Source organism: Psychromonas hadalis ATCC BAA-638 (assembly GCF_000420245.1).
GTDB classification, from domain to species: Bacteria; Pseudomonadota; Gammaproteobacteria; order Enterobacterales; family Psychromonadaceae; genus Psychromonas; species Psychromonas hadalis.
The window spans coordinates 1-1,031 of the sequence record NZ_ATUO01000350.1 but is presented as its reverse complement, the minus strand read 5'-3'; the positions used below and the strand labels follow the sequence as shown (position 1 = coordinate 1,031).

Below are 1,031 nucleotides of genomic sequence, written 5' to 3'. Positions count from 1 at the left end.
TTAGCTTCTCTTTAACGGTGGTGAAATATGACTCAAGATTTATCAAAAATGATTAGTTCGACGTCGAATGCGAGGTTAAAGCTTCGTTTGCTCGCCGCATCATTTTATTGATGGTAAAAATAGCACTCAAATATCTCAATACTTAAAGGTGAGCCGAACAAGCGTTAATAGCCGCTGGATTCAAAGCTACTTAACACATGGCATTTCAGGACTTAAAGAAAAAAAATATACGGGTCGGCCCAAAGAATTGAATAAATCACAGTGACATAAATTGAAAGAGTTTATTGTTTCTAGTGCAGTAAAATCTGAAGGTGGAAGGCTTCAAGGAAAAGATGTACAGCTATATATCTCTGCTGAGTTTGGCATTCAATACAAAAAATCAATTGAAGCACAGGAAAATTTTAAAAAAATTCCAAATAAAAACGATCCTTAAGATCCCGGGTCATATTGCTTTAGATCGGGTTGATATATGGTTTCAAGATGAAGCGCGTTTTGGACAACAGAACACAACCACTAAAATATGGGCTGAAAAAGGCTCAAGACCACGTGTAGTACAGCAACAACAATTCACTTATGCGTATATATTTGGTGCTGTTTGCCCTACGAATGGTAAAATAGAGGCCATCATTGCTCCATTTAGTAACATGGAGGTGATGAAAGAACATTTAGCACTCATAGCCAAAGCAACAGAGACAGGCTGTCATGCTGTTGTACTCATGGATGGTGTAAGTTGGCACCAAGAGTATTTAGATGAAGCGTTCCCCAACCTCAGTATTATTCATATTCCCCCTTATTCACCTGAGCTAAATCCAATTGAACAAGTCTGGTCATGGATGAGGCAAAACGAAATTGAAAATCGCTCTTTTAACGGTTACGACGACATTGTAGAAAAGTGGTCCATTGCTTGGAATAATTTTAGAAGTGATATTGATAGAGTCTTAGATTCAACTCCGAAGTGCATAACTTAGATTAGTTGGAAAAGTAGTCAGTTGAATATATGATCACTACTTTTCCTCCGACAAGAGATGCAA

Annotated in this window: 1 pseudogene; it reads left to right on the top strand. The window is 37.6% G+C overall.

The window, feature by feature from the left end:
• The first annotated feature begins 27 nt into the window (after positions 1 to 27).
• Positions 28 to 968: pseudogene (locus G322_RS23150) on the top strand (IS630 family transposase).
• Positions 969 to 1,031: the final 63 nt, after the last annotated feature.